This window comes from Arthrobacter sp. GAS37 (assembly GCF_044908325.1).
GTDB lineage: Bacteria > Actinomycetota > Actinomycetes > Actinomycetales > Micrococcaceae > Arthrobacter > Arthrobacter ramosus.
In genome coordinates this window covers 84,506-104,138 of record NZ_JBIYDB010000002.1, presented here as the reverse complement: position 1 = coordinate 104,138, position 19,633 = coordinate 84,506, and the positions used below count along the sequence as shown (strand labels likewise).

General features: G+C 62.0%; 19 protein-coding genes. 12 read left to right on the top strand and 7 right to left on the bottom strand.

From position 1 onward, the window contains the following. Nucleotides 1–88: 88 nt before the first annotated feature. From ABH924_RS02705 to ABH924_RS02690, 4 genes are all read left to right on the top strand, one after another. Nucleotides 89–955, top strand: coding sequence for a PhzF family phenazine biosynthesis protein (locus ABH924_RS02705; protein ID WP_404496694.1), 867 nt, complete (start codon nucleotides 89–91; stop codon nucleotides 953–955). 75 nt (nucleotides 956–1,030) lie between these two features. After that, nucleotides 1,031–1,480 carry a MarR family winged helix-turn-helix transcriptional regulator gene (locus tag ABH924_RS02700; protein WP_284982912.1) on the top strand — a complete coding sequence of 150 codons (450 nt, stop codon included), beginning with the start codon at nucleotides 1,031–1,033 and terminating at the stop codon, nucleotides 1,478–1,480. A 5-nt stretch (nucleotides 1,481–1,485) separates the two neighbouring features. Beyond that, nucleotides 1,486–2,052, top strand: coding sequence for a cysteine hydrolase family protein (locus ABH924_RS02695; protein ID WP_234749260.1), 567 nt, complete (start codon nucleotides 1,486–1,488; stop codon nucleotides 2,050–2,052). Then, entirely contained in the window at nucleotides 2,049–3,527 is a 1,479-nt protein-coding gene (locus ABH924_RS02690; RefSeq protein WP_404496692.1) for an MFS transporter, read from the top strand. Before ABH924_RS02695 ends, ABH924_RS02690 begins: the two co-directional genes overlap by 4 nt. A 9-nt stretch (nucleotides 3,528–3,536) precedes the next feature. Here the strand turns inward: ABH924_RS02690 and ABH924_RS02685 are convergent, their stop codons facing one another. The 3 genes from ABH924_RS02685 to ABH924_RS02675 all read right to left on the bottom strand — a co-directional run bounded on the left by ABH924_RS02685 (nucleotide 3,537) and on the right by ABH924_RS02675 (nucleotide 9,159). Continuing rightward, on the bottom strand, nucleotides 3,537–6,341 hold the full coding sequence (locus ABH924_RS02685; RefSeq protein ID WP_404496690.1) for a LuxR C-terminal-related transcriptional regulator: 2,805 nt from the start codon (nucleotides 6,339–6,341) through the stop codon (nucleotides 3,537–3,539). A gap of 20 nt (nucleotides 6,342–6,361) precedes the next feature. Continuing rightward, nucleotides 6,362–8,446 carry an Ig-like domain-containing protein gene (locus tag ABH924_RS02680; protein ID WP_404496688.1) on the bottom strand — a complete coding sequence of 695 codons (2,085 nt, stop codon included), beginning with the start codon at nucleotides 8,444–8,446 and terminating at the stop codon, nucleotides 6,362–6,364. Between the two features lie 80 nt (nucleotides 8,447–8,526). Continuing rightward, the gene (locus tag ABH924_RS02675; protein WP_404496686.1) at nucleotides 8,527–9,159 is read right to left on the bottom strand and encodes a LysE family translocator; all 633 of its coding nucleotides are present in this window, start codon (nucleotides 9,157–9,159) and stop codon (nucleotides 8,527–8,529) included. 118 nt (nucleotides 9,160–9,277) lie between these two features. On the opposite strand from ABH924_RS02675, the gene ABH924_RS02670 reads away from it, so the two are divergent. Next, on the top strand, nucleotides 9,278–10,804 hold the full coding sequence (locus ABH924_RS02670) for an LCP family protein (RefSeq protein ID WP_372460906.1): 1,527 nt from the start codon (nucleotides 9,278–9,280) through the stop codon (nucleotides 10,802–10,804). Nucleotides 10,805–10,865: 61 nt separating this feature from the next. Here the strand turns inward: ABH924_RS02670 and ABH924_RS02665 are convergent, their stop codons facing one another. Together ABH924_RS02665 and ABH924_RS02660 are read right to left on the bottom strand one after the other, a co-directional pair. After that, nucleotides 10,866–11,285, bottom strand: a complete 420-nt coding sequence (locus ABH924_RS02665; protein ID WP_404496684.1) for a VOC family protein — start codon at nucleotides 11,283–11,285, stop codon at nucleotides 10,866–10,868. A 119-nt stretch (nucleotides 11,286–11,404) separates the two neighbouring features. Next, on the bottom strand, nucleotides 11,405–11,779 hold the full coding sequence (locus tag ABH924_RS02660; protein WP_234749256.1) for a VOC family protein: 375 nt from the start codon (nucleotides 11,777–11,779) through the stop codon (nucleotides 11,405–11,407). A 127-nt stretch (nucleotides 11,780–11,906) separates the two neighbouring features. On the opposite strand from ABH924_RS02660, the gene ABH924_RS02655 reads away from it, so the two are divergent. Next, nucleotides 11,907–12,305 (top strand): DUF3054 domain-containing protein, encoded by a 399-nt coding sequence (locus tag ABH924_RS02655; RefSeq protein WP_234749255.1) that lies wholly within the window; start codon nucleotides 11,907–11,909, stop codon nucleotides 12,303–12,305. A 61-nt stretch (nucleotides 12,306–12,366) separates the two neighbouring features. Beyond that, nucleotides 12,367–12,648: an Lrp/AsnC family transcriptional regulator gene (locus tag ABH924_RS02650; protein ID WP_078108932.1), complete on the top strand. Its 282-nt coding sequence runs from the start codon at nucleotides 12,367–12,369 to the stop codon at nucleotides 12,646–12,648. A gap of 23 nt (nucleotides 12,649–12,671) precedes the next feature. Here the strand turns inward: ABH924_RS02650 and trpD are convergent, their stop codons facing one another. Beyond that, entirely contained in the window at nucleotides 12,672–13,730 is a 1,059-nt protein-coding gene (gene trpD, locus ABH924_RS02645) for an anthranilate phosphoribosyltransferase (RefSeq protein WP_234749254.1), read from the bottom strand. A 148-nt stretch (nucleotides 13,731–13,878) separates the two neighbouring features. Here trpD and ABH924_RS02640 point away from each other — a divergent pair, with 148 nt between their 5' ends. The 4 genes from ABH924_RS02640 (at nucleotide 13,879) to ABH924_RS02625 (ending at nucleotide 18,213) form a co-directional block, all read left to right on the top strand. Then, nucleotides 13,879–14,517, top strand: a complete 639-nt coding sequence (locus ABH924_RS02640) for a heme-copper oxidase subunit III (protein WP_404496681.1) — start codon at nucleotides 13,879–13,881, stop codon at nucleotides 14,515–14,517. A gap of 88 nt (nucleotides 14,518–14,605) precedes the next feature. Further along, nucleotides 14,606–15,394, top strand: a complete 789-nt coding sequence (locus tag ABH924_RS02635; RefSeq protein ID WP_404496679.1) for a c-type cytochrome — start codon at nucleotides 14,606–14,608, stop codon at nucleotides 15,392–15,394. A 97-nt stretch (nucleotides 15,395–15,491) separates the two neighbouring features. Then, nucleotides 15,492–16,562, top strand: coding sequence for a Rieske 2Fe-2S domain-containing protein (locus tag ABH924_RS02630; protein ID WP_404496677.1), 1,071 nt, complete (start codon nucleotides 15,492–15,494; stop codon nucleotides 16,560–16,562). Continuing rightward, nucleotides 16,540–18,213 (top strand): cytochrome bc complex cytochrome b subunit, encoded by a 1,674-nt coding sequence (locus ABH924_RS02625; RefSeq protein ID WP_404496675.1) that lies wholly within the window; start codon nucleotides 16,540–16,542, stop codon nucleotides 18,211–18,213. Before ABH924_RS02630 ends, ABH924_RS02625 begins: the two co-directional genes overlap by 23 nt. 93 nt (nucleotides 18,214–18,306) lie before the next feature. On the opposite strand, the gene ABH924_RS02620 is transcribed toward ABH924_RS02625, so the two are convergent. Beyond that, complete coding sequence (locus ABH924_RS02620) at nucleotides 18,307–19,098, bottom strand: GntR family transcriptional regulator (RefSeq protein ID WP_404496673.1); 792 nt, start codon at nucleotides 19,096–19,098, stop codon at nucleotides 18,307–18,309. A 164-nt stretch (nucleotides 19,099–19,262) separates the two neighbouring features. On the opposite strand from ABH924_RS02620, the gene ABH924_RS02615 reads away from it, so the two are divergent. Continuing rightward, nucleotides 19,263–19,556, top strand: a complete 294-nt coding sequence (locus ABH924_RS02615) for an HPr family phosphocarrier protein (RefSeq protein WP_234749248.1) — start codon at nucleotides 19,263–19,265, stop codon at nucleotides 19,554–19,556. Nucleotides 19,557–19,633: the final 77 nt, after the last annotated feature.

Genomic DNA, 19,633 nt, shown 5'->3' with positions numbered 1-19,633 from the left:
CGCCCAAGGCGGGGTACCGCCGTCGAACGCTGAGTTAATGGCAAGAGCGGTTCGATCATGACGGCGCCTTCCGTGCGACGATATCCGGATGGAAAAGACCCCGGATGTACTGCGTTTTGCCGCCTTTACCGCCACGTCCGACGGAGGAAATCCGGCAGGAGTAGTCCTGGACGCAACCGGCCTCGACGACGCCGGGATGCAGGCCATTGCGGCCGACATCGGTTATGCGGAAACGGTCTTTGTCACGGAGAAGACCGTTGACGGGGACTCCCGCCGAAACCGTGTGCGGTACTTCTCCCCCATCGCCGAGGTACCGTTTTGCGGCCATGCCACTATCGCTTTGGCTGTCGCTCTGTCAGGTCGTGATGGCGCGGGAACCTTTGTGTTCGATACGAAGGTAAGGCCCGTGGTGATTGAGACTGCGGCCCACGGCGCTGCGGTCACGGCAAGCTTCACGAGCGTGGAACCCCGGGTTGCCGGGTTCCCCGATGGTGTTCTGGATTCCCTGCTCGGGTTGCTCGGCGTGGGCCAAGGCGAACTGCACCCGGGCTACCCTGCGATGGTTGCTTTTGCCGGAAACTGGCACCCCATTCTTGTCTTCGCCGAACGGGACACCTTTGACTCCTTCGCCTTCGACCCGGATGCCATGCGCGCGCTGATCGATGCCCAGGGCTGGGCCGGCACCGTCACGACGCTCTGTGAGATCGGTACAGGCGAGTTCGACTCGCGCAACCTATTCCCGGTAGGAACCATCACTGAAGATCCGGCGACGGGTTCAGCAGCCGCGGCTTTCGGCGCATACCTCCGTTTGCTTTCGCTCGTGGAGACGCCGAGCCGGGTGATTGTGCACCAAGGCAGCCACGTCGGCCGCGCGAGTGTACTCACTGTGGACATTCCTCCGCAGGGCGGAATTGTCGTGAGCGGCGAAGCCGTGGAGATTGCTGAACCCTCGTAGCCAGTCGCGCCACGAAAAACATAGATAGTAAGGCAACCTTTTCAGTTTGCCTTACTATCTGCTAGCGTCATTGTTATGAACCCCCACCCGGATGCAGACGCGGCGGGCATGCTCGAAGCTGCCGCCGAGCTTCGTGTCCTCATTGGCCAGTTGACCCGGCGGCTGCGTGAGCAGTCCCAAGTGGACAACCTGACGAATGCGCAAAAGGCCGTGCTGATCCACTTGGAGCGTGACGGCCGTGCCACGCTGTCTGCGCTCGCCCGCGCCGAGGGAATGCGTCCCCAGTCCATGGGTGCCATCATTTCCGCCCTTTCCGGCGCCGGACTCGTTGAGAGCGGCCCTGATCCGGCCGATGGCCGTCAGAGGATCCTGTCCCTCACAACCGAAGCCCGGGAGAGCATCAGCGCCAGCCGAGCGGCGAAGGCGGATTGGCTTTACCGCACCATCCAGTCCAAACTCACGCCGGACGAGCGGGAACGGTTGCCCGGCGCCATTCACCTACTCAAACGCCTTTTGGAGCCGTGATACATATGACCATCACCACCTTGGACCCACAGACCGCCCTGATCATTGTTGACCTTCAGCGGGGAATAGTTGCCTCCCCGAAAGCTCATCCCCTCGAGCCGGTCGTCCGGAATTCCGCTGCACTCGCGGATGCCTTCCGCAGCCAGGGACTGCCTGTGGTGCTGGTCAACGTCACCGGCGGCGCGCCCGGCCGGACAGATCAAGGCAGCACAGGGGGAAGGGAGTTCCCCGCCGATTTCGCCGAACTGCTCCCTGAACTGAACCAGCAACCAAGCGATCACCTTGTCACGAAGAAGACGTGGGGCGCCTTCACCAACACCGGTCTTGGCGCACTCCTGGAAGACCTTGGGGTGACCCAGGTGGTGCTGACCGGTGTAGCCACCAGCATTGGCGTGGAATCCACTGCGCGGAGCGCCCACGAAGCCGGCCTTAATGTCACTTTGGCCCTCGACGCGATGACCGATCTGACCATGAACGCCCACGAAAACTCCGTCACGACGATTTTTCCCAGACTGGGCGAGACCGGAACGACGCAAGAGATCCTGGACGTGCTCAAAGCCACCCGGTCGTGACCGCGCCCGACGCTGCCCGGCCATCGAGCCTGTCGGCGGACTCGGGCAATTCACCACTGGCTCCCCCACGGAATACGGCCGGCGCCCCGGCTTCAGGCGAAGGGAATCGGCCGTCGAACCCGCTGGGCTGGAGGTTTACAGCACCCCTGCTGCTTGGCTCCACCCTGAACCCGATCAACAGCTCGATGATCGCCACTGCGCTGGTGGGCATCGGGGCTGACTTTCGCTCGAGTCCGGGCGCCACCGCCGGGCTCATATCCGTCCTGTACCTATGCAGCGCAGTGGCCCAACCGACCATGGGGAAACTCTCTGTTCTCTTCGGACCCAGACGCGTATTCCTCTCCGGTGTGGCTATTCTTCTGCTGGCTGGAGTCGTCGGAGTGCTGGCTCCAAACCTGGGCGTGCTGCTCGTTTCGCGGGCACTCATCGGCGTCGGGACCTCAGCGTGCTACCCCACGGCGATGGCGCTGGTCCGCAGGCGAGCCGATGAGTCCGGCATCGGCGTGCCGGGCCGCGTCCTGGGCAACTTTTCGATCGCAGCCCAGGTGACCGCCGTCGTCGGCCTGCCCCTTGGTGGAGTGCTGGCCGGCGCGTTCGGCTGGCGGGCCCTGTTCGCGGTCAACATTCCGCTGGCCCTGCTGGCGTTCACCTTCACTTTGCTCGGAGTGGCGAAAGACGCGCCGGTTCGCAAACAGGGCCTGGGCAGCCTGCTCACAATGCTGGACCTACCGGGGATCGCCCTCTTTGCTGGTGCGATCATCTCGCTGCTGGTGTTCCTTTCGGCGCTCACGACGCCGGCCTGGTGGCTTGCCGTCCTCGCCGTGGTGCTGGCGGGGGTGCTGCTGTTGCGGGAACGGCATGCGCGCAGTCCGCTGATCGACGTCCGGATGCTGGGCAGGAACGGACCGCTGCAGCGTACCTACCTGCGTTCGATCCTTGCCGCACTGGCAACATATGCCTCGATGTACGGGGCCAGCCAGTGGATGGAACAAAGCATGGGACTGAACCCGGCGATGGTAGGGCTGATTCTGATTCCGCTGAGCCTGCTGAGCATCGTCGTGGCACGGGTCGTCTCCGGTCGGGCCTGGGTCCGTTGGCCGTTGATCCTTTCGGGCATCGCTTTGACGCTCTCCGCAGGCGTGATGCTGCTGGTGAACCACGGCTCCGGCGTCGTGCTGCTCATCGGAATGACCCTGCTGCTGGGCCTGACCAACGGTTTCAGCAGTTTCGCCAATCAGGCGGCGCTGTACCTGCAAACGACTGCCGCGGAGATTGCGGTTGCCTCGGGGTTGCTGCGGACGTCAATGTATTTGGGCGCGATCGGGTCCTCCAGCCTCATCGGCATCGCCTTTGGGCCGTCTGCCACCGACGCAGGTTTCCACACTTTGGCCTGGATTCTGGTCGCCATCGGTGCATCGATGGTGGTCCTGACGGCGTTTGACCGCAGCGTTCCGGCCGTCGCCGCGGGGCATTGAGCCCGATGATCAGAAGGGATGACGCAGGCGCGTGCGGGCTTGGCTCGGGGCGGAGCCTTCAAAACCGGCAGTGAATAGCTGACCTAGTTCCCGGCGGGAGCGGAGGCCAAGCTTGGCCAGAACATTCCGAATATGGAAGTTCACAGTTGCCGGCGAAACAAATAGCTGGGCGGCGATTTGCTTATTGGTCATGCCGCGTTCGGCATAGAAGGCGATTTCCCGTTCCCGTCCAGTAAGGGACTCGAATGCGTGGAGGTACGGATTGCCGGGTCTGTCGCTCAGCCCGTCGAGCAACTTCATCGCGCGGCTGAGGTACGGGGCGGCACCGAGTGCAAGGAAGATCCGTACGGCGCCCCTCAGCGCGGTGGCGCCGGCTTTCGTGTTTCCAAGCGAGATGAGCAGCCGGCCAAGATCGAGGTGGGCAATACCCTGCGACAACGGGAAGCGTGATTCCTTCGCCGCGAGCCGGTAGTACTTGGCCGCCTGGTTGGATAGTCCATACGCTTCGCTGACCCTGCCTTCCAACCAGTCCAGCGAGCCATACACCGGCCACCATCCGCGACCGTTCATATCCTTGCAGGCCTGCAACAACGTGTCCGCTTCCTCCGCACGACCTAGTCCGGCCAGGGCGTCAATCCTGTAGCTGTGTGTCGATGGCGTGGCTAAGGTGATCGCCTCGGATGCGTCCAGCTGCTGTTGCCATTCACCTAGGGAACGGGCCCGTTCCAGCCTTGCGAGGCTACTGAGCTCGACTCCAAAAGTGTCATATTCGCTGATTCGGACTTCTTCCGCGCGGCGCAACGCAGCTTCGTATGTATCCGAGCGGCCTTGTACTGCCTCGAGGACCGCGGACATCGAGAAAACGAGGGGGCGGGAGGAGACATCGCTGACATCCAGAGAAAGCAATTGCGCCGTGCGGATCACCGTCAGCATTTCCTGCACCCTCCCCAGCAGGAAATAGCAGTATGCAAGCACGACCCTGGTGTGCCCGATTGCCAGGCCCGCACCGGTTGAAGCGGAGACCTCCATGGCCCTCTCCAGATCGACCGTGGCCTGCTCGATGCCACCAGTCACGCTGAGGAAGCCGGCTCTGCAGGTCAGCGCGTCGGCCAGGGCAGGACTGTCATTCGCACCAGCGATCCGTACACTGAGCGACGCGAAAGCCTTCGAGATCAGGTCCGGATCCTGGGTGCCGCTTGCGCCGATGAGGTTGAATCCATCGAATTGCAGGCCCAGTTCCGTTCCTGACGGCAGGTGCCGAAGCCGGGGGTCGTGGACTGCCCCCTTGGTCTGGCTCAGATGCTCCAGGTACCGGTGCGCTTGGGCAACAGCGACGGCGGTGGAGGACTTGTCGTCGGAGACCATCCGTGAGACGACTATCGCCAACGAAATGTGGGCCCGCAGCAGGGCTTCGTCAGGGTGGTTCAGTTCTTTGGTGATCAGATCTTCGGCAAATTGGCCGACACGGTCCAGATCCGGCCTCATTTGAAGCAACTGCAACAGCGCGAAGTCCCGCACTGCGCCGGGACGCATGGATTGCACCTGAGGCAGAAGGTCCATTACTTCGGCAATGCAATGGTGGACGGACGCAACGATGCAGGCTTCGATGGTGCAGTCGTCCCGGCGGCTTCCGCTGAACCTGTGCATCGCCGAGCGTAGGTATTGCAACGCGAGTTCCGGCTGGCCATCGGCTAAAGCTTGATCGACGCCGGAGGACACCTCGGCAAAAAGTTCGGCCGTCCCGGGTTCCTGCACAAGCAATCGATGCTGCAGAGCAAGTCTCGGATCATCGACTTCGCCTGCAATTGCCCGATGGATGCAAGACAAGCGGTGGCTCTTGAGGTTGTCCCGCACCCCGACAGCGAGCAGATCATGAAACGGGCGCAATTGAACGGTCTGCCCGATCCGTGTGCCCCGGACCAGCCCGCTCGCCAATGCCGCCGCGACATCCGTTGGTTCATTCAAAGCGTCGCCAATTCGCAGCACGCGCTCTTGTTCAATCGGGTCGCGACTGACACACACAAACTCGACGACGGATCGGGCAGGTCCAAGCTCCAATGCGTCGAGCATGGCGGCAAAGGGATTGTTTCCGGGGGCGATATACGGGACCGCGTCGGGCCAGGGGTTCTGGGCGGAATATTCCGGCCCGGCTGCATGCTCCATTGCGGCGTTGATCAACAAGGGAGTACCTCCGGTGCTCCCTCGAAGCCGTTCCGCTGTGCGCGCCGACATCGTTCGATCCCAGACTCGCGCCACGTAATCCTGGACCTGTTCAGGACTCAGCGGTTCGAGGGTGACCCGTTTGACAAAGCCCCAGGACAAGTCATCACACACCATCCGATCGATGGCGGCGGTACCGGGCCCTGAAACACCTGCCAAGACAACTGTGATCCTGTCGTCGGCGAGTCTCTGAAGCACGAACCGCACGGCCTTGGCGGAGCGTTCATCTATCCATTGGGCATTGTCTATGACAATGCAACTAATGTTCTTGGGCCGGGAAGCCAGCGCAGACAACAGTTGGCGGGCGGCAATGACAGGATCTGAGAGGGGATAGGCCTCGCGATGGCCTAGAGCCACAAGAAGCTTGTCAACAAAGGAGAGCGGAAGGGTACTTTCAAAAGTGTCCGCACTGCACGCCACCACGTTCGCCCGCCTCAGGGCATCCATGAGCTGCAAGCACCACGTCGTCTTTCCCACCCCCTGAATCCCGGTGAGCACAACAATCCCGCCACTGTACTGGCGCGTGCGTTTCAGTACAGCGGCGGGAGTGTCATCGTTTGATAGTCCGGGATGTACGACCGTGCGTGACGTCATGCCGCCATATTATGGGCAAATCAAACTCCTCCCTGTGCGCCGCGGGGGCCGCGAAAGTGTGGGGGTCGGCTCCAGAGCCGGAGGAACAAACCCAGGACGAGCGCGGCAACGGCCCCGAGTCCCAATCCGGCAAAGCCCGGACCGTTGGACCCGGTGTACGCCAGGTTGCCAAACGACGCCGTCGACCCAACGGGCAAGACCACCGTGGACGACGCCGTGCCCGGCGCGCCGGGTACTGCTTCCGGAACCGTGGGCACGACCGGAGCCGTCACGGCAACTGAAGCCGGCGCTCCCGAAGCGGGCAGGAAATAGGTGTCGCCTGAGTAGTCCACTTTTATTTCGTGGTTCCCCGTGGACAGCGCCGGAAGGGTGACAGCGGCCGAGCCGGAGACCAGGGTCACCGCAGGCAGCCGGACCTGGTTGTCAACTGTCAAAATGACGGTTCCGCCAGGCTGCACCGGAAGCGGACTGCTCGCCGTGACGTTTACCCGTACGTCCACGGTTCGGCCTTCCAGGACGGAAGTTGACGATGGAACAAGAAGGACGGTCGCCTGGGCCCGCGCGGCGTTCACTTGAACCGTGACCGGTTCAGCGGACTTGAAGTTGGTGTCGCCGTCGTAGCTGAGTTGAACTGCGCGATTACCCTCAGCCCAGGGGATCGCGGTGGTGAAGCCACCTCGCGAATCCAAGGGCGCCGTTCCGAGAACGTTGCCGTTGAAACTCAAAGTCACTTGCCCCGTGGGCACAGCAGGCGCAGAAGCGCTCGAAGCAATCGCGACCTTCGCGATCGCCGCGGCCATGTCAGCCGACACCGTACCCGTTATCGTAGCGGGCTTGCTCAGCAGATCGGCGGAAACCGTCGTATTGACGATCCGCGTTGCGAGAGGCTGTACGAGTTGGGTCAGGGATGCCGTGGAGGACTGGAATTTGTAGGAATCAGTGTTGCGTGGGCGGTAATTGAAGGTGAGAGCGTGGGAACCCGCGGGTAGGTCGATTGCTCTGATGGTGGCAGTTCCAGCGGCGTCGACAGGAACTGTTGCAAGCTCCGTGCCGTTATTGTCCGTGACCGCAACCTCGCCGCTTGGAACCACCCCGCCAAGGTCGGAGTTGACGACTGTTGCGACGTAGCCGCCGGGAGTGCCGAAGATGGAAAGATTCGTCGTCGCGACGACGCCGGTGGTTGTTGCGTAGTCGGGGGTGTACCAGATGCTGACCCGGCCGCTACCCGCGTTGTAGCCCCTGATCACGTTGCTCGCGGTTGGGACAACGTAGCTGCTGCCGCCACCGCCGCCACCGCCTCCGGCGCCACCTACGCGGCTGCCAAGAGCACCTGAACCACTGAGCCAACCGCCGCCGCCACCGCCTCCACCACCGCCGCTGGATGAATTTCCAGCTCCGCCACCGCCGGTTCCCGCTGTGCCGCTAGGCCCGATAGCCCCAGAGTGAGCGCCAGGTGCCCCGCCCGCACACCACCCGTCAGCTGACTGGCCATTCTGGTTGGCGGCACCGCCGGCACCGCCATTGCAGTACACGAAAGCAGCTCCGTGTCCTGCGCCCCCGCCGCCACCCGCGGCGACAACAAGGGGTGTCCCTTGCCCGTTGACTACGGCACTCGCGCCGCCGCCACCGCCGCCAGCAGATCCAGCGAGGGAACCGGTACCACCTGAACCTCCGCGAATGAAACCCAGTCCCCCGCCGCCTGGGTTGTGTCGCGACCCTGTTCCCCCGCCAGGTGTTGATGCGTAAATCTTCAGTGTCTCGCCGGGCGTCACTTGCAGCGTGGCGCGAATGTCGGCCCCTGCTCCGCCAGGACCATCATTGCTCACAACAAAAGCGGTACCAGGAATATTGATTGGTCCGCCACCGCCGCCGGCGGAGCCCCAGGCCCGGATATCGATGGAGCGCACACCGGCCGGTACGATCCACGTGTCTCCATTGACGTTGGCGAAGTCTCGTTTGGTGGGAGTTGGATCCGGAGCGACGGAAAGCTCTGTTGACGCAGCATTTGCAGGAGGAGCGCTGAGCCCTACAGCTCCAACGGCACCCGCGAGCAGGAAGATGGACAATTGCACAGCCAACGGCTTGCGTGCTGAAAGAGGCCTCATACCGGGAACACTAGGTACGGGACGCTGCCAAGCCCTTCGGCGGGATCAAATACTATTCACAACGAATAGGTGATTCCCCCTCAGCTGTTTGCTGAAACCGCGGTCCCCAGGCCAAGCGCGGTAAGGATCGCGGCAGAGGTCCGTTCGAGTGCTTTCGTCACAGATGGCCTCTTCAGCCAGAGAACGGCCTTGGTTGCCACCAAAGACAGGATTCCGAGGTAGAGCATCGAAATTGCGAAGTCGATGACTCCGAGCATCATCGTCAGCCCAAGGGATGCTTCCCCGGGAGGAAGGAACTGGGGCACTACGGCGAGGAAAAACAGACCCACTTTGGGGTTGAGCATGCACGAAACAAGTCCCGCGAAGAAACTCGAGCGCAGTTTGGGGCCCGTCCCCGGGGCATCCTCTTCCTGACGGGTTGGCTGCCCGCGCCGGCTGTGGATAAAGGCGCTGATCCCCAGGTAAATCAGATAAAGGCCACCGATGATCTTCACTACCCGGTAGGCCTCGGCCGACTGCTCCAGCAGGGCTGCCAATCCAATGCCGACAAGCCCTGCCCAAAAGATACTGCCTAGTGAGGAACCGAGACCTGCTGAGAGGCCAGTCTTGACGTTTGACAAGCTGTACCTCAGGACGAGGAACGAGTCAGGGCCTGGAGTGAGGGCCAAAATTACGCACAACCCGACGAACGCCGCAAGTGAACTCAGAGTCATGTTCCCATTCAATCATTGCGTGGCATCTGCACCGGGTGCCGCGGGCCTCACGGCAGCTTCCCAGACCCCCCGGCTACAATGGGGCCGTCCGTATTTCCCCTCGAGAGGTAGTTCCCTTTTGGTCACTCGCCACGATGCACCCAGCCCGGAGCCGGGTCAGTCACCCCCTGTAGCCTACCCGGGCCAGGGGAAGCTGGCTGCCCGCAGCCGGCGGTTCAGCTTTCGCCGTTCGCCCCGCTGGTTCAAAATCACCAGCGCCGCGGTGGCTGTCTTGCTGATCGCAGTCATCGCGTTTGGAGGGTATTGGGTATGGCGCCTTCAGTCCAACATCTCGTCGTCCGCACTCGGCGCCGGAGGCGTCAGAACGGAAGGTCCGGTGGACGACAGCAAGGACCGGCTTCAAATCCTCGTTCTGGGTACTGATACCAGGAGCGGGAAGAACGGGCAGTTCGGTACCACCGACCAATCCTCCGGCTACGGCCAGTCCGACGTCATGATGTTGCTGGATATCTCCGCGGACAACAACCATGTCAACGTCATCAGTTTCCCCCGGGACTTGTTGGTCGACGTTCCGGCTTGTACTGACAGCAAAACCGGCAAGCAATACCCCGAGCGGCAAAATGCGATGATCAACAGTGCGATGGCCGAGGCCGGCATCGGTTGTGCTGTTGACACCGTCAACAAGCTCACGGGTTTGGAGGTTGACCACTTCATGATGGCCGACTTCAATGCCGTGACCGAACTCTCCAAGGCCGTCGGCGGCGTCGACGTCTGTGTGAGCACTGCGGTCAACGACCCCGACTCCGGATTGCATTTGCCCAAGGGCACCTCGCAGGTGGAAGGCGACCAGGCCCTGGCCTTCCTGCGCACGCGCCATGCATTTACCGACGGCGGAGACCTCGGACGGATCAAGGCGCAGCAATCGTTCCTCGGTTCCCTCGTGCGGAAGCTCAAGGCTGACGGAACGCTCGGAAACCCGCAGAAGATGCTGGGCATCGCCGATACAGTCACGAAGAACCTCACCGTCGACAACGGACTCGCCTCGGTCCCCGCCCTGTTGACCATCGCGGGCAGGCTCAAGAACATTGACCCGGCCAAGGTCAACTTCATCACCGTGCCCAACGTCCCGGCGGCGTCCGATCCCAACCGGCTCGACCTCGACCAACCGGCAGCGAGCAACTTCTTTGCTGCGCTGACAAAGAGCGCCGACCTCAGCCAGCCCGCGCCAAGCGCCGCGGCGTCCCCGGCTCCATCGACGGGAACTCCGAAAGCCGCATACGACAAGGCGCTTCAACCGATCACCGTCGCCAATGGAACGGGTGTGACCGGCAGAAGCCAGGAGATCGGATCCGTTCTCTCCGCCGGGGGCTTCACGAAGCTGGCCAAGATCCAGGCCGATAGCAGGCCACAGACCATGGTCTATTACGGTGCAGGCTTTGCCGACGTTGCCGCGGATGTCGCCGCAATGTTCGGGTTGCCGGCGACGAGCGTGCAGCAGGTCGCCAGTGTCCAGGGAGTCCAGCTCTACGCCGGGCAAGACTTCGCTACCGGGGACAAGCCGACACTTCCGGCGCCCAAGCCTAACGATGTGGTTGCCCAGACCGCCCAGGACCAGACCTGCCAGACAACCAACCCGGTCGGATAGCCGGAAGACAAAGCGCCCTCCGCCCCGCATTGCGGGACGGAGGGCGCTTCCTGTTTTTGTGCTACTGAGGTTGCTCTCCCGAAACGTTGACCAGCCATGCAATGCCGAATTTATCGGTCAGCATCCCGAATATGTCCCCCCACGGTGCCTTCTCCATCGGCACGGTCACCGTCCCGCCGTCGGCCAGTCCGTCCCAATAGCCGCGAAGTTCCGCTTCGTCGTCGCCACTGAGCGACACCGAGATGTTGTTTCCCGGGCTGTACTCCATGCTATTGGGGGTGTCTGCGGCCATAAGCAGCAATCCGTTGTCTGTTTTGAGTGCCGAGTGCATGATCTTGTCGCTTTCGGCGGGGTCTTCGCTCGCGTGGAACTCCGCGAAGGTGCTTTGGGTCAGCTCGCCGCCGAAGACCGACTGGTAGAAGGACATGGCCTCCTTGGCGTTGTCCCGAAAGCTGATGTAGGGGTTGAGGCTCGTGGTCATTACATGGCTCCTCAGTGATTGGGGGCAGCACGATCAGCTACCTTTTCGTCATGCTAACAGCGCCGGCCGGGACCATCTACAGCCAGATTCTTTCTTGCCCGACGGCGGCTGTGCCGGTTTCATGCGCCGCTTGCCTCGCGGCCGACGAGGCCCACTGTGTTGCCCTCGCTGTCCTTGATGAAGGCCATCCATTCATCGGTTCCTGCCGGCCCGAGGCTTCCGTCGACGTGGCTATACACTAATTGCGGCTCCTGGATGATCTTGGTCCCTGAGGCGCGGAGTTCTTCAACAGAGAGCCGGAGATCGGCTACGTCAAGGTAGATCAGCGACGACGGGGCGCCTCGATCCAGGAGGAGCCGGACGCCGTCGAGGTCGAAGAAGAGCAGGCCGGGCGGATCGAATCTTCCGCTCGGTTCACTGCCCAGCAGCCGGGAGTAAAACGCCGATGCCCGGTCGAGGTCCACCGCCCGCTGGGCAACCTGGACCAGCCTCATGTTGTACCTCCGGGGATAGGGGCTTCAAGTGTCGTAGCCACATCCTCCGCGGTACTCAGTGCTGGTTCAAGATTCCTGCGGCACCTTCGGTTCGAGTTCGGCATCAGTGCGGGATAGTGTCGTGTCCATGCCTGCTGCAAAACCCGCCCTGGTCCGCACTGCCCTCATCGCCGGACTGGCCGACGCCGTTTTCATTCTTGTTTTCGCGGCCATCGGCCGCGACGCGCACCAGCGCGCAGATGTGCTGACCGGGGTCTTTGCCACGGCTTGGCCGTTTCTTGCCGGTGCCGCGATCGGTTGGCTCGCTGTGAGGGCCTGGCGGGCACCCTTCCGGATCTGGCCGGCCGGCGTCGCCGTATGGATTGGAACCGTGGCCGGGGGCATGCTTTTGCGTGCGGCTACCGGACAGACTGTGGTGCTCGCGTTCATCATTGTCGCCTTGATCAGCTTGGCGATCCTGCTGCTTGGCTACCGCGCCGTGATCGCCCTCGTGGTGCGGGTCCGTCGACGGAGCCGCCAGTCCTAAGAACCCGCCGATGGACTAGGCTTGCTACGTCCACTGCTGCACTTCGGAAAGGCTGCCCCCAGTGATCACCGCTTTTGTCCTGATCAAGACCGACGCTTCACGCATCCCGGAGACGGCCGAGGAGATCTCCGCCATCCAAGGGATCAGCGAGGTCTACTCCGTCACAGGGGAATGGGACCTTATTGCCGTGGCGCGCGTGGCGAAGCATGAGGAATTGGCGGACGTCATCGCCGACAAACTCTCCAAGGTCCCCGCAGTGGTTCACACCACCACGCACATCGCCTTCCGCGCCTACTCACAGCATGATCTGGACGCCGCGTTTTCGCTGGGTTTCGAGCAGTAACCGCCGGAATCCTGGCGCCTTGCCTAGCTTTGGCTGAGTCCGACCCACGTGTCGAGGACCCGGGTGGCCGCTCCGGAATCAATGGATTCCGCAGCCCGCAGCCAGGCCGACTTCATTCGTTCCAGGAAGGGTCCGTCGGCGGCAGTGTCGAAGGCCACCAGGCCTGCGGCGGCGTTGAGGACTACTGCGTCCCGGACCGGGCCCGGCTTCCCGTCAAGTACTTCGCGCACGACGGCGGCATTCGCCTCGGCGTTGCCGCCTCGAAGATCGGCGACGGTCGCCGCAGCGATCCCAAGAGCGGCCGGCGAGAACCGCTGCTCGGTGACTTGCCCGTTCCTGATTTCCCACACCGTGGATGGACCTGTGGTGGTGAGTTCATCGAGGCCGTCTTCCCCACGGAACACCAATCCGCGGCTCCCCCGGCGCGCCAGGACCCCGGCGATCAACGGAGCCATGGTGGCGTTGGCAACACCCACGGCTGAAGCCTGGACGTGGGCCGGGTTGGTCATCGGTCCCAGGAAGTTGAAGGCCGTGGGGATGCCAAGTTCCGCCCGCACAACACCGGTATGCCGGAATGACGGGTGGAATACCTGGGCGAAACAGAATGTGATCCCCGCCTCTTCGGCGTTGCGGGCTACGCGCTCGATCGGCAAGTCGAGCCTCACGCCCAAGGCTTCCAGGACATCGGCGGAGCCCGACGACGACGACGCCGCCCGGTTCCCGTGCTTTACGACGCGCGCTCCCGCGCCGGCTGCCACAAGGGCAGCCATCGTCGAGATGTTGACCGTATTGAGTCGATCGCCGCCGGTTCCCACAATGTCAAGCTTTTCGCCCGGAATGCTCACGGGTTTGGCGTTGGAGAGCATCGCCTCGACCAATCCGGTGACTTCATCCACTGTTTCGCCTTTGGCGCGCAAGGCAACCAGGAAACCGGCGATCTGGGAAGGGGCGGCTTCCCCGGACATGATCGTGTTCATGGCCCATGCTGTGTTCCCGATCGAGAGGTCATGCCCGTTGATCAATGCCGAGATGAGTCCGGGCCACGAGTTGCTTGCCTGCTCTGCAGATGCCTGTGAAGTCACCACTTGATGCTATCGATCCACCCGGCTCCGTGACCAATGCTAAGGACGCCGGGAACTTTTCCGCGCGAATTCGCGTGTTTGTAGAAAAAGTCTCCCCAAATGGCGGTTCGCATTGGGAAGTCCGGACTTTTACAGACATAATGTCTTTGTGACATCTGCGACCCATGCCCCCAGTACCCCGGCGCACCCGACGCTGAATCGCCCCAATTTGGTTTCCGTTGGAACCGTTGTGTGGCTTTCCAGTGAGTTGATGTTCTTCGCCGGTCTCTTCGCCATGTACTTCACCCTGCGCTCCACGTCAGGCGCGTTGTGGGCGGAAGAAACCGGCAAGCTCAACTTCCCGTTTGCGCTTGTAAACACGATCGTCCTTGTGTCAAGTTCCTTTACTTGCCAGATGGGCGTCTTCGCTGCCGAGCGACTTGAGCCGCGCCGTCGAGGTGGTGTGCTGCAGTTCACCCGCTGGGGTATGAACGAATGGTTCATCCTGACGTTCATCATGGGCGCCTTCTTCGTTGCCGGCCAGACCACCGAATACGCAATGCTTGTGTCCGAGCACGTGACGCTCTCGGCCAACGCCTACGGTTCCTCGTTCTACATGACAACCGGCTTCCACGGTCTCCACGTCATCGGCGGGCTCATCGCCTTCCTGTTCATCATTGGCCGCGCATACGCCGCCAAGAAGTTCGGACACTTTGAAGCGACCTCGGCAATCGTCACCTCGTACTATTGGCACTTCGTGGATGTTGTGTGGATCGGCCTCTTCCTGGTCATCTACGTCCTCAAGTAGCCCGGCACCGACTCTTGTTCCACAAGAGGATGAATTTTAAAGAAGCGGCTCATGGAGCCGACGCAGGATCGAATAAAGGAACCACCACGTGAAGGCACTCTCGCAGAAGCGACGTCATCCACTGGCAGCCATTGCGCTGCTGTTGTTGGGACTCCTCGTCACTGGTGGGCTTTACGCCGTTGCCACAACGGTCAACCAGGCGAAGGCAGACACCACTACCTTCAGCGCCAGCGACGCCCAGGAAGGTGGCAAACTCTTTGCCGCAAACTGTGCCACCTGCCACGGCATGGGCGCGAGCGGAACCAAGGACGCTCCGTCGCTGGTCGGCGTGGGCGCTGCTGCAGTTGATTTCCAGGTTGGCACCGGCCGTATGCCCATGCAGATGAACGGACCCCAGGCCCAGGAAAAGCCAAGGCAGTTCAACGACCAGCAGACGCAGCAGCTGGCGGCTTACGTCGCTTCGCTCGGCGCCGGCCCGGCCATTCCCGATGCATCGCTGCTCGACGAAAAGGGAGATGCCGCCAAGGGTGGCGAACTCTTCCGCGTGAACTGTGCGATGTGCCACAACGCTGCAGCCGCCGGGGGTGCCTTGACCCGTGGAAAGTTCGCTCCGGCACTCGCAGGGGTCTCGGGACAGCACATCTACGAAGCCATGGCCACTGGTCCGCAGAACATGCCCGTCTTCAACGACGCCAATATCTCTCCTCAGGGCAAGCGCGACATCATCACCTTCCTGAAGACGATCGAAGCCAACGGCTCGCCTGGTGGGAACGACCTCGGTGCGCTGGGTCCGGTTTCCGAAGGTCTCTTCGTCTGGGTCGCAGGCCTCGGCGTCATCATCGCCTTCACCATCTGGCTGACGTCCCGCACTTCGTAGGACAGACGCACTAAAGCTTCTGCTGTCCCCGCAGCAGTTTTGAATTGAACATTAACCCGGTTCCGGCCGGGACAACGAGAGAAGGATGAGGCGAATTATGGGCAACCATAGTGACGGCAGTCCGAACCACTCGGGCACCGTAGCTACGGCTGGTCAGAATGTTGTGGAGAAGTTCCAGGATCCTGGGCTTCCTCCGCACCGTTTGCGCCTGGCTGACACGGATCCGAGAGCCGCTAAGCGAGCCGAACGGCAGGTAGCCATACTGTTTGGCATCTCCGTCATCGGCACGGTGATCTTCCTGGTGTCGTACTTTGCCATCGATCTGCACACGGATGGATCGATCGCAACGATCCGCAACCAAAACCTGTTGCTTGGCCTTGGCACCGCATTCGCGATGCTCGGGATCGGCACCGGCATCGTGCACTGGGCCAAGGCCCTCATGCCGGACCACGAAGTGTCGGAAGAGCGTCATGCCATCCGCACTGAAGAAGACCGTCAGGCCGCCGTGCGGATCGTCGAGGACATCGTCGAGGAAACCGGCATCAAGCGTCGACCGCTGATCCGCAACACCCTTCTGGGTGCCGTGGCACTGGCGCCCCTCCCGGCTTTGGCAGTATTCGGTGACCTTGGTCCCCGCCCGGACAACACGCTCGCGCACACCATGTGGGCTCCCCAGGACGGCAAGCTCAAGCGCCTTACCCGCGACCCCGACGGAACTCCGATCAAGGCATCGGACGTGACCATCGGTTCTGCATTCCACGTGATCCCGGAAGGCCTCAACGAACTCCAGGAGGGCAAGCTCAACGCGAAGGCCAAGGCCGTCGTTTTGCTCATGCGCCTCAACCCGGATGACTTGACGATTTCCAAGGGCCGCGAAACCTGGAGCTACAACGGAATCGTTGCCTACTCCAAGATCTGCACCCACGTCGGTTGCCCCGTTGCTCTTTATGAGCAGCAAACGCACCACCTGCTGTGCCCGTGCCACCAGTCAACCTTCGACCTCGCCAAGGAATGCAAGGTTATCTTCGGCCCCGCCAGCCGTCCGCTCCCCCAGCTGCCCATCGCGGTAGATGCTGAGGGCTACCTCGTAGCCACGAGCGATTTCAAAGAACCTGTAGGACCGAGTTACTGGGAGCGTGACGAGCATGAGCGCCTCATCAACAGCTGAAGTCCCCTTCGTACCTAAAACCAAGGTTGGCCGGATTACGGACTTCGTTGACGAGCGCGTCGGCGGATCCGGAATCCTGCGTGAATTCGGCCGGAAGGTCTTCCCGGACCACTGGTCCTTCATGTTCGGTGAGGTGGCGCTGTATTCCTTCGTCATTCTCCTGATGTCGGGGACCTTCCTGACGTTCTTCTTTGACCCGTCCATGGCTGAGACCCACTATTCGGGCTCATACACTCCGCTGACCAATGTCGAAATGTCCGCCGCGTACAACTCGTCGCTGAACATTTCCTTCGACATCCGCGGCGGCTTGTTCTTCCGCCAGGTCCACCACTGGGCGGCTTTGCTGTTCGTGGCATCGCTTGGTGTACACATGCTGCGCGTTTTCTTCACGGGCGCTTTCCGCAAGCCGCGTGAAATGAACTGGGTGGTGGGCGGTGTCCTGCTCATCCTGGCCATGGCTGAAGGCTTCACGGGATACTCGCTTCCCGATGACCTGCTCTCCGGTAACGGCCTGCGAATCATCGACGGTGTCATCAAGTCCATCCCGGTGATCGGAACGTACATCTCGTTCTTCCTCTTCGGAGGCGAGTTCCCGGGAACAGCCATCATCGGCCGGCTGTACGTGCTGCACATCCTGCTCGTCCCGGCCATGATTCTGCTGATGATCGTCATCCACCTCTTCATGGTGGTTGTGCACAAGCACACGCAGTACCCTGGCCCGGGTCGCAACGACGGCAACGTCGTCGGTTACCCTCTGGGACCGGTTTACGCTGCAAAGGCCGGCGGCTTCTTCTTCATCGTGTTCGGTGTCGTCGCGCTCATGGCTGCGATGTTCACGATCAACCCGATCTGGAACTACGGGCCGTACGATCCCTCCCCCGTGTCGGCAGGTACCCAGCCTGACTGGTACATCGGCTTCGTCGATGGTGCCCTGCGACTCATGCCTGGCGTTGTCAACGATTTCCACTTCGAATACATCATCTTCGGCCATGTGCTGACGCTGAATGTGCTGCTGCCGGCATTGGTTCCCGCAGGCATCATTTTCACGGTTCTGTTCATGTACCCGTGGATCGAACGCTGGATCACCAAGGACAACCGTGAGCACCACGTCCTGGACCGTCCGCGTAACGCTCCTACCCGTACTGCCATTGGCGTCGCAGGCTTTACCTGGTACTGCGTCATGTGGGCCGCTGCCGGCTCGGACCTCATCGCAACGCACTTCCACGTTGCCCTGAACGACGTCACGTACTGGCTGCGTACGCTGTTCTTCATCGGCCCGATCATTGCATTCATGGTGACGAAGCGCGTGGCCCTTGCTCTGCAGCGCAAGGACCGCGAGATCGCCCTGCACGGCCGCGAAACGGGCCGCATCGTGCGCCTGCCGCATGGTGAATTCATTGAGGTACACGCACCGCTGGACGACTACAAGCACTACAAGCTTGTGGGCTTCGAGTCGCCTTCCCCGTTGCCGGCCGAGCCGAACGAGCACGGTGTGGTCACGCCGAAGGAGAAGCGCCGCGCGGCATTGTCCAAGTGGTTCTTCGAAGACCGTGTTGCTCCGGCAACGCCGGCCGAGCTTGAAGCCGCTCACGGACACGGCCACCATGAGGCCATCGAATCCGGCGAAGAGCACAAGAGCCTTAGCCACTAGCTCCCGCAGATAGCACAGAGAAGGCCCCGTCCACGTGGACGGGGCCTTCTCTCGTTGTTCGGGCTTTCAAGCGCTCGGTTCCCTGGCTTTGGGCTAGTGGGTGCGGTACCCCGTGGATTGGCTTCGGGTGGACCGCACGCCCGGACGCTGCAACGGGACCCACAACTTGTACCGGTCGGCACGGTAGTACGACACGGAGTAGTCCACCATGGCGCGGGCAACGAAAGCATGGCGCTGAATCTTGAGCAACGGAGTACCGACATCTACGTTCAAGAGCCGCGCTGTTGATGGCGAAGCTGCCGTTGCTTCAATCATGTCCTCTCCCCACTCCATCACCAGTCCGTACTTCTCACTCAGCACGTTGTACAGGGAAGTGGGAGGCGCATCGTCCAAAAGACCTGGCACGCGATGGGCAGGGATGAAGTTCTCGTCCACGCTCATGGGCTCGTTGTCAGCGAGGAGGAGCCGCCTGAAGCGGACCAACGGCGTCCCTTCCTCCAGCTGGAGTTCCCTCGCCAGGAAGGCGCTGGCCGAGATTTGTTCAAAGCTCAGGACCTTGGCTGCCGGAACCATGCCGCGGCGTTGCATTTCCTCGCTGTACGACGTGAGCTTCACCTGGAGGTCCAGCTTCGGTTTGCGGACGAAAGTTCCCAGTCCAACCACACGTTCAATGACTTCCTCGCCGACGAGGGCATCAATGGCCTGCCGCACCGTCATCCTGGCAAGTCCGAATCGTTCGGAGAGGTCCCGCTCCGAAGGCAACGCCGCACCGGGCTTGCAGGACTCGGAGATATAGCTGCGCAGGATCTCGCGCAGTTGAACGTAGATGGGAGTGCCGCTCTTGCGGTCGATCTCCCCCGCAATACGTGTTGCGTCAGTCGGCACGACGGTCTCCGGCCACGAAATCTCTCATGAAATAAGCGTAGGGCAATCCTCCGGCAGGTCTAGACCAGCTGGGCTCTGCGAACTGGGCCGTCCCGCGGCAGCGCTAGGCTTGTAGGGATCAAAATCGCAGTCGGCATCTGGCCGTCCGAGTCAAAGGAGCCGGTTTGCCCGAGCACAAAGCCATCGTCGCCGCAGAGATCGGCCTTCATGCACGGGCTGCTGCCGTATTCGTGCGGGCTGTGACGGCCACGGGCCTTCCGGTGATGATCCGCAAGCCCGGCCAACAAGCGGTTGATGCCCGGTCTTTGCTCGAGGTGATGACCGAAGATTTCGGCCACGGGTGCGAGGTGGTTCTGTCGGTCTCCGGAGAAGCGCTACAAGCCGGCCGCACGCTTGATGAGGTCAACGATGCTTTGGCCGCGCTTTCGGCCGTTCTGGAGGCCGTGGAAGGTCAGTGAACGGGCAAGCACGCTGACGACGCACCTGGTGTGTCATCCGGATAGAACGACGGCGGGCCCCACCACGTGGTGGGGCC

Coding starts and splice junctions, on each gene's coding strand:
- ABH924_RS02655 (WP_234749255.1), top strand. CDS start 11,907: ATGCCTGCTGCAAAACCCGCCCTGGTCCGCACTGCCCTCATCGCCGGA.
- ABH924_RS02625 (WP_404496675.1), top strand. CDS start 16,540: ATGAGCGCCTCATCAACAGCTGAAGTCCCCTTCGTACCTAAAACCAAG.
- ABH924_RS02665 (WP_404496684.1), bottom strand. CDS start 11,285: ATGACCACGAGCCTCAACCCCTACATCAGCTTTCGGGACAACGCCAAG.
- ABH924_RS02695 (WP_234749260.1), top strand. CDS start 1,486: ATGACCATCACCACCTTGGACCCACAGACCGCCCTGATCATTGTTGAC.
- ABH924_RS02700 (WP_284982912.1), top strand. CDS start 1,031: ATGAACCCCCACCCGGATGCAGACGCGGCGGGCATGCTCGAAGCTGCC.
- ABH924_RS02685 (WP_404496690.1), bottom strand. CDS start 6,341: ATGACGTCACGCACGGTCGTACATCCCGGACTATCAAACGATGACACT.
- ABH924_RS02705 (WP_404496694.1), top strand. CDS start 89: ATGGAAAAGACCCCGGATGTACTGCGTTTTGCCGCCTTTACCGCCACG.
- ABH924_RS02680 (WP_404496688.1), bottom strand. CDS start 8,446: ATGAGGCCTCTTTCAGCACGCAAGCCGTTGGCTGTGCAATTGTCCATC.
- ABH924_RS02660 (WP_234749256.1), bottom strand. CDS start 11,779: ATGAGGCTGGTCCAGGTTGCCCAGCGGGCGGTGGACCTCGACCGGGCA.
- ABH924_RS02630 (WP_404496677.1), top strand. CDS start 15,492: ATGGGCAACCATAGTGACGGCAGTCCGAACCACTCGGGCACCGTAGCT.
- ABH924_RS02675 (WP_404496686.1), bottom strand. CDS start 9,159: ATGACTCTGAGTTCACTTGCGGCGTTCGTCGGGTTGTGCGTAATTTTG.